Origin of the sequence: Streptomyces sp. NRRL S-495 (genome assembly GCF_000966955.1) — a bacterium.
GTDB lineage: Bacteria > Actinomycetota > Actinomycetes > Streptomycetales > Streptomycetaceae > Kitasatospora > Kitasatospora purpeofusca.
Genome location: NZ_JZWY01001122.1, coordinates 1 through 1321, shown reverse-complemented (window position 1 = coordinate 1321; position 1321 = coordinate 1). Strand labels below are relative to the sequence as shown.

Sequence of the window (1321 nt, the reverse complement as noted above, 5' to 3'; positions counted from 1 at the left end):
GCCGGGACCAACCCCGCATGCGCGGGGAGCAGTCAAGTGGACTGGTCAGCATATGTGCATTGGGACCAACCCCGCATGCGCGGGGAGCAGTCGGCGCCGATGGCCTACCGGCCGATGTGGATGGGACCAACCCCGCATGCGCGGGGAGCAGACATCAAGTGGACTGGTCAGCATATGTGCATTGGGACCAACCCCGCATGCGCGGGGAGCAGCCATCATGATCGGCCTCGCTACGGCGACCGTCGGGACCAACCCCGCATGCGCGGGGAGCAGAGTTCATGAGCTGGGGGTCTATCCAGCAATGGGGCGGGATTTTGCAACTTCCAGAGATTCGGGCATTTCGGTCACCTTCGCCAGCAGGGCGCTCGCCAGGGTCACCCTATCCATCCCAGCCGAACCCGCCTCCACTCACCGTGCGGAGTGCACCGATGGGCGGTGCCTGGCCCGAGGCACGACGGCGCGGTGGAGCGCTGGTTCGCCGTCCGGGGTGATGTCGTCGTCGGCGCCGTCCAGGGGGCCGGTAGCGCTGATCGGGCGGAATCAGTCCCACAACTCGAGCGCACGGTAGAGCCGGTAGCCGTCGAGGGCTCCGTGCCATCGGTAGGGAGCGGACCGCGGCCCTCGAAGAGTGTGTTGCGTTCGGGCTTGCCACAGCCGAGGGAGTGGTCGGCCTCGGCCACGTCGATCAGCGGGTCCGCAGCGACCGCGTTCTCCGCTCTTCTGCCCCTGCACCTCGTCGAGCCACCACCCCGTGCTCAGCCAGGGCTCGACCGGCGCCGCCATCAATCAAGCCCAGTGACCCCTTCCCCGTTCAGGGAGCGTCCTGAATTCGGATCACGGTGTGGGTCTCCGGACACCGAGACGGATGGCGGTGGTGCCCCTGAGGGAACGTCAAGCCGACTTGAGGGCGGGCGACGGCAACGGCGCGGCGACCGACGGCGGGTCGGGGAGGCTGCGGCGGGTGCGGATCGGGGAGAGGTAGACCGGGAGGAAGGCGGTCGCGAGGAGGGCGCCGCCGAGCCAGAGGGTGGGGTGGAGCCCGGCCAGCTCGCCGAGCAGTCCGGCCAGGGCGGCGCCGATGGCCAGCGCACCGGTGAGCAGGAAGCGGAAGGTGGCGTTCATCCGGCCGAGCAGCGCGTCCGGGGTCATCCGCTGGCGCAGGCTGACGCCGAGCACGTTGTCCATGCCCGTCTTGAAGAGCAGTAGCAGCCAGCCGAAGCCCGCCACGTACAGCCGGGCGCCGTCGCCGATCAGCGGCACCAGCAGTCCGGCGGGCGCCACGCAGAGGCCCGCCAGGCCGAGCGCACGGCCGAAGCCGACC

General features: G+C 69.9%; 1 pseudogene and 1 CRISPR repeat array. The pseudogene reads right to left on the bottom strand.

The annotated features are described in order from the left end of the window. Nucleotides 1-3 precede the first annotated feature (3 nt). Nucleotides 4-273: a CRISPR direct-repeat array (repeat unit 29 nt; unit sequence GGGACCAACCCCGCATGCGCGGGGAGCAG). A gap of 618 nt (nucleotides 274-891) precedes the next feature. After that, a pseudogene (locus VR45_RS39685) lies at nucleotides 892-1321 on the bottom strand (MFS transporter); the annotation flags it as partial.